This window comes from Pseudomonas sp. JQ36 (assembly GCF_053851495.1).
In genome coordinates, this window is the sequence record NZ_CM132642.1 from 1,305,678 (window position 1) to 1,312,678 (window position 7,001).

Genomic DNA, 7,001 nt, shown 5'->3' on the forward strand with positions numbered 1-7,001 from the left:
CACAAAGTGCCATCATTTCTGAAAGTTGGCGCCGGGCTTCTGACGCCGTTTGGTACAGATGTCGCGCATTGCGTGACTGTTTGGTCACGGCAAGACCCTGAAAACCGGGGCTATTGCGTTTTTGTGAGGTCATCACGCAGGTCGATGGCAGCGCTGGTGTGTGGCATTTTTCCTACAAGATTTTCAGTCTTTCCTCTCCGAACTTTTAGAGGGTTCCCGCCCAATCAGGGTCAACAAGTGCTGACAGGCGTGCACCGGGGGCGGGGTTGTCCGGGTTTTACGTGTCATGTCGGCATCGGGGCCGATGCTTGAATAGGCGCAAAATCACCTGAGAAGGATCTTATGCCGCCTATTTCTGCCCCTGCGGTGGCCACGCCGTCCGCATCGCTCCAGACGTATCCGCTGACCGCTGCGCAGCTGGATATCTGGCTGGATCAGCTGAGTCGCGGTGATTCGCCGCTGTACAACATCGGCGGCTACCTGGACCTCAGCGGGCCGCTGGATCCGGCACGGATGCAGGCTGCGCTGCAAGCGCTGGTGGCCCGGCATGACGCGATGCGCACGGTTCTGCTGCCGGGCGCCGGGGCTGATGGCTTGCCGTTGCAGCAGTTCGCCCGGTCAGTAGCGGTGCCGATGCCGATCAACGATGTGTCGACGCACAGCGACCCGGAATCGGCGGCGCGGGCATTGGTGCAGGCACGCATCGATCAACCCTTCGTGCTGGACGGCGGCTGCCTGTTCCGCTTTCTGTTGATCCGCCTTGATGAGCAGCGACATTGGTTGTCCGTGCAGGCTCACCACTTGATCGTCGATGGCTGGGGTTTCGGCGAAATGTTCAAGTCGCTGGACGAGATCTACAACGCGCTGGCGAGCGGCCAACCGGCACCGGTCGCCGCGCCGTCGTACATCGACTTCATTGAGGACAATGCGCGCTATCACGCGTCGCCGCGTTATGCGCAGGATCGCGCCTACTGGCTGGACAAATACCAACACTTGCCCGAGCCGCTGTTGCTGCCGCGGCATCAGCAGAGCCTGGCCGGCCAAACCGCGCAGACGCAGGTCTACGCGCAGCCTTTGCCGGCGCTGCTGCACGAGCGCATGCAGCAGGTGGCCCGGGTGTTCGGCGCCTCGGCATTCCATGTACTGCTGGCGGCGCTGCATGTCTACTTCAGCCGCACTGAGCAACGGGACGAATGGGTGGTGGGGCTGCCGATTCTCAACCGCTCCGGCGCGCGCTTCAAATCCACCCTCGGGCTGTTCGCCCAGGTCAGTGCGGTGCGCATGGGCTTCGGTCGCCAATGCACGTTCGCCGAACTGATCACGGCGATCCGTGATGAGTTGCGCCAGGACTTTCGCCATCAGCGCTACCCGGTGAGTGAGATGAACCGTGCCTTGGGTTTGCTGCGCGAGGAGCGCTCGCAGCTGTTCGAGGTCACGGTGTCCTACGAGCAGGGCACTCACGATTATCGCTACGGCGAGGCGTCGGGACGGATCATCAAGGCTTCGAACGTCGAAGAGGCCACACCGCTGGCGGTGCACCTGCTGAGCAATCTGGCCAATGACGACGCGCGGCTGTACCTGATCTACAGCGAGGCGTATTTCAATGCCGATGAAGTCAAGGCATTGACCGAGCGCTGGTTGCTGATTCTGGAGCAGGGGCTGGAAGCGGTGAATCTGGCGGTGGTCGATTTCGATCTGAGCACGCCGGAAGAAATCGCGCTGCTGCAGCAGTGGAATGCCACGCGGGTGGACTACCCGGCTCCGACGACCATTCAGCAGCGTATCGAAGCGCAGGCGACGCTACGGCCGCAGGCGCTGGCGGCGGTGGATCAAGGGCAAGGCCTGACCTATGCCGAACTCAATCAACGCGCCAACGCGCTCGCTCATCATCTGCTCGATCTCGGGGTGCGCGCGGATGACCGGGTGGCGATCGTCGCCCGACGCGGCCTCGACACACTGGTCGGGCTGTTGGCGATCCTCAAGGCCGGGGCCGCGTATGTACCGCTGGATCCGGCGCATCCGGGCGAGCGCCTGAGCTATCTGCTGGAGGACAGCGCGCCAATCGCGGTGCTGACCCAGCGTGCGTTGCGCGGGCATTTGCCGGCGCTGTCGGTACCGGTGATCCAGCTGGATCAGCCGAGCTGGTCCGCCGCCCATGTCGGCGCGCCGAAGGTGCCGGGGCTGCCCCCGGCCAACCTCGCTTACGTGATTTACACCTCCGGCTCGACCGGTCTGCCCAAGGGGGTGATGGTCGAGCACCGCACCCTGTGCAATCTGGTCGATTGGCACGCTGATGTCTTTGACCTGCATGCCGGCAGCCATACCTCAAGCCTGGCTGGTTTCGGTTTCGATGCGATGGCCTGGGAAGTCTGGCCGGCGCTGTGCGTGGGTGCGACCCTGCACCTGGCGCCGGTCAGCGAGGGCAACGAAGACATCGATGCGCTGCTCGACTGGTGGCGTGCGCAGCCGCTGGAGGTGAGCTTTTTGCCGACGCCGATCGCCGAATACGCGTTCAGCCGCCAGCTCGATCACCCGACGTTGCGCACGCTGCTGATCGGTGGCGATCGCCTGCGCCAGTTCCCGCGTCAGCCATCGTTCGAAGTGATCAACAACTACGGCCCGACCGAAGCCACGGTGGTGGCGACCTCGGGGCGCATCAGCGCCGGGCAGGCGCTGCACATCGGCAAACCGGTGAGCAACGCCACGGTGTATCTGCTCGACGAGCAGCAGCAACCGGTGCCGCTTGGCGTGACGGGCGAGTTGTACGTCGGCGGGGCCGGGGTAGCCCGTGGTTACCTGAACCGCGCCGACCTGAGCGCCGAGCGTTTCCTGCGCGACCCGTTCAGCGCTGAGCCGGGCGCGCGCATGTATCGCACCGGCGACCTCGCGCGCTGGCGCGCCGACGGCAATCTGGAGTATCTGGGGCGCAACGATGATCAGGTGAAAATCCGTGGCATCCGGATCGAGCCGGGGGAGATCGAGAGCGCACTCGCCAGCCATGCGGCGGTGCGCGAAGCGGTGGTGCTGGTGCGCGACGGGCAATTGCTGGCGTGGTTCACCGAGCAAGCGCCGCTGGACATCAACGAGCTGCACGCGCAGCTGAAAACCCGCCTGAGCAGCGCCATGCTGCCGAGCGCCTACGTGCGTCTTCCGGCTCTGCCGCTGACCGCCAACGGCAAGGTCGATCGCAAGGCACTGCCGGCGCCCGGGCCGGAAGATTTGATCCGCCACGAATACGAGGCGCCGCAGGGCGAGGTCGAAATTGCCCTGGCGCAGATCTGGGCCGAAGTCCTGCAAGTCGAACGGGTCGGGCGTCACGACCATTTCTTCGAACTCGGCGGGCATTCGTTGCTGGCGGTGATCTTGATCGAGCGCATGCGTCAGCTCGATCTGAGCAGCGACGTGCGCGTGCTGTTCAGTCAGCCGACTCTGGCGGCGCTGGCTGCTTCCGTCGGCAGCGGTCGGGAAATCGAAGTGCCGGCCAACCGCATCGCCGCCGATTGCACCTGCATCACGCCAGAGATGCTGCCGCTGGTACAACTGCAGCAGGCGGACATCGAGCGGATCGTCGCCACGGTACCGGGCGGCGCGGCCAACGTGCAGGACATCTATCCGCTGGCACCGCTGCAGGAAGGCATTCTCTACCACCACATCACCGCTGAGCAGGGCGATCCGTACCTGCTGCAATCGCAACTGGCGTTCGACAGTCTTGAACGCGTCGAGGCTTTCGCTGCAGCACTGCGCGAGGTCATGGCGCGCCACGACATTCTGCGCACTTCGGTGCTCTGGGAAGGCCTGAGCACCCCGGTGCAAGTGGTGTGGCGCGAGGCGATTCTGCCGGTGCAGGAGGTCGAACTGGATCCGGCCAACGGCCCGGTCATCGAGCAGTTGCACGAGCGCTTCAACGCCCGGAGTTATCGCCTCGACGTCAGCCAGGCGCCGCTGATGCGCCTGGTGTTTGCCCGTGACCCGGCGCTGGATCGGGTGGTGGGGATTCTGCTGTTCCATCATCTGGCCATGGATCACATCGCTCTGGAAGTGATGCGCGGCGAGATGCAGGCCAGCCTGTCGGGGCAGGTCGTGGCGCTGGCGCCGCCGGTGCCGTATCGCAATTACGTGGCGCAGACGCGGCTGGGCGTCAGCGAGCAGGAACATGAGGCGTTTTTCCGCGCGCAACTGGCGGACATCGACGAGCCGACCCTGCCATTCGGGCTGCAGGAAGTGCAGGGCGACGGGCGAGGCATCGACGAAGCGCAGCAGGCGCTGCCGGCTGACGTCTATCAGCGCTTGCGCACCCAGGCGCGACAGGCCGGGGTCAGTGTGGCGAGCCTGATTCATCTGGCGTGGGCGCGGGTGCTGGCAGCGACTTCGGGCCAGCAGCGCGTAGTGTTCGGCACGGTGCTGATGGGGCGTATGCAAGGCGGCCAGGGCGCCGACCGGGCTTTGGGCGTGTTCATCAACAGCTTGCCGCTGCGCATCGATGTCGACGCCGGGGTGCTCGACGCGGTGCGCGCCACCCATGCGCGGCTGACCGCGCTGCTCGGGCATGAGCATGCGTCGCTGGCATTGGCTCAGCGCTGCAGCGGCGTGGCCTCGCCGTCACCGTTATTCAGCGCGCTGCTCAACTACCGCCACAGCGATGAGTCCGAACTGCTGGAGCCGTCCAGCCAAGCCTGGCAGGGCATCGAGACCCTGGCCAACGAGGAACGCACCAACTATCCGCTGACCATGAGCGTGGATGATTTTGGCAACGGCTTGCGCCTCACCGGCCGGACCGTGGTGCAGATCGGCGCGCAACGGATTTGCGGTTACATGCAGGCGGCGTTGAGCGGCCTGGTGCAGGCGTTGGAGCAGACCCCGCAACAGCCGTTGCACCGTTTGCCGATCCTGCAAGCCGAGGAGTTGCAACGCTTGCTGATCACGTTCAACGCCACCGACGTCGATTGTCCGCTGGAGCAGCCGTTGCACAGGTTGTTCGAAGCACAGGTGCGGCGTAAACCTGAAGCTGTCGCGCTGCAATCCGCGCAAGGCAATCTGACTTATCGCGAACTCAACGAGCGCGCCAACCGTCTGGCCCATCACCTGCGTGAACTCGGCGTGCAACCGGACTCGCGCGTAGCGATCTGCGTCGAGCGCGGGCTGGATCTGATCGTTGGTCTGCTCGGCATCCTCAAGGCTGGCGGCGCCTATGTGCCGCTGGATCCGGACTATCCGCTGGAGCGCCTGAACTACATGTTGCAGGACAGCGCGCCGGTCGCACTGCTGGTGCATGGCGCTACGCGGCAATTGCTGGGCGAGCCGGGTGTGCCATTGATCAATCTGGATCACGGCAGTTGGGAACAGCAGCCGTCAGGCGATCTGCAGGTACCGGGCCTGAGTGCTTCGAACCTCGCGTACATGATCTACACCTCGGGTTCTACCGGGTTGCCGAAAGGCGTGATGATCGAGCATCGCAGCGCCTGCAACATGGTGCATTGGGGTTCGCAGCTCAGTCAGCCGACCGAACACGGTGCGTTGCTGCAAAAGGCACCGTTCAGCTTCGACAGTTCGGTGTGGGAGATCTTCTGGCCGCTGTGCTCCGGCATGCGTCTGGTACTGGCGCGGCCGGACGGCAACCGCGATTCGGCGTATGTGGTGCAGACCATTTGCGAGCAGCAGGTCACAGTGGTCAAGTTCGTCCCTGCGTTGCTTCAGCAGTTCATCGAGCAGGACGGTGTCGAGCAGTGCACCAGCCTGACCGATGTGCTCAACGGTGGTGGCGAGCTCAGCGCGGCGCTGGCCCGCCAAGTGCGTGATCGCCTGCCGTGGGTGCGTTTGCACAATGTTTACGGCCCGACTGAAACCACAGTGGACAGCACGAGCTGGACGCTGGAGCCGCACATCCCGGTGCCGGACAACGTGGTGCCGATCGGTACAGCCTTGAGCAATACACGGCTTTACGTGCTTGATGCGTACGGTCAACCGGTACCACAAGGCGTCAGCGGTGAGTTGCACATCGGCGGCGTCGGCGTGGCGCGTGGTTATCACGGACTGCCGCAAATGCAGGCCGAGCGCTTCATCAATAACCCGTTTGTTGCGAGTGATCGCCTGTATCGAACGGGGGATCTGGCGCGCTACAACAATCATGGGGAACTGGAATTCCTCGGCCGCAATGACTTCCAGATCAAGCTGCGTGGCTTGCGTCTAGAACCGGGGGAAATCGAGGCACGGTTGATCGAACATCCGGCGATTCGCCAAGCGGTGGTGATGGTGCGCGATGAGCGTCTGGTGGCCTGGTACACCGTTCGCTCGGGTGTAGAAGCACCCAGTCTGGAGGCCTTGCGCGCGCATGTGCTGGAGCGTTTGCCCGAGTACATGGTGCCCGGCGCGTTCGTACTGCTCGACGCGTTGCCGCTGACACCGAACGACAAGATCGACCGCAAAGCCCTGCCGGAACCGGGGGCAGATGCAGTCATCAATCGCCCATACGTGGCGCCGCAGGGGGATGTCGAAACCGCGCTGGCGCAGATCTGGAGCGAGGTGCTTGGCGTCGAACAGGTCGGTCGCCATGACAACTTCTTCGAACTCGGTGGGCACTCGCTGCTGGCAGTGAGTCTCGTAGCACGGATGCGTCAGAGCGGCCTGCACACCGACGCCCGGGCGCTGTTCAGCCAGCCGACGCTGGCGGCACTGGCGCTCAGCACCGCACCCGAGGCGCAGCAAGTGTTCATCCCGCAAACCACCATCCCGAGCCTCAATCGCAAACGGCGGCTCTGACGCCGAACCCTGTAGGAGCTGCCGCAGGCTGCGATCTTTTGATTTGGCTTTAACAGCAAGATCAAAAGATCGCAGCCTGCGGCAGCTCCTACAGGGGGGTATTGCGGCGGCCGAGCCGGCGGCTTGTCCCCGCTTCCCATGTCAGCCCCCCAGGCCCCGATGTTTTAGTTTTTCCAGGCTGCGCACAGCAGGCACGGACTCGCGGCTGCGCGCTCCTTTTTCTCGTATTTACAGCAGGTTATCCC

At 64.1% G+C, this 7,001-nt stretch carries 1 pseudogene; it reads left to right on the forward strand.

The window, feature by feature from the left end:
• Positions 1-342: 342 nt before the first annotated feature.
• Positions 343-6,675: pseudogene (locus ACS4NR_RS05890) on the forward strand (amino acid adenylation domain-containing protein); the annotation flags it as partial.
• Positions 6,676-7,001: the final 326 nt, after the last annotated feature.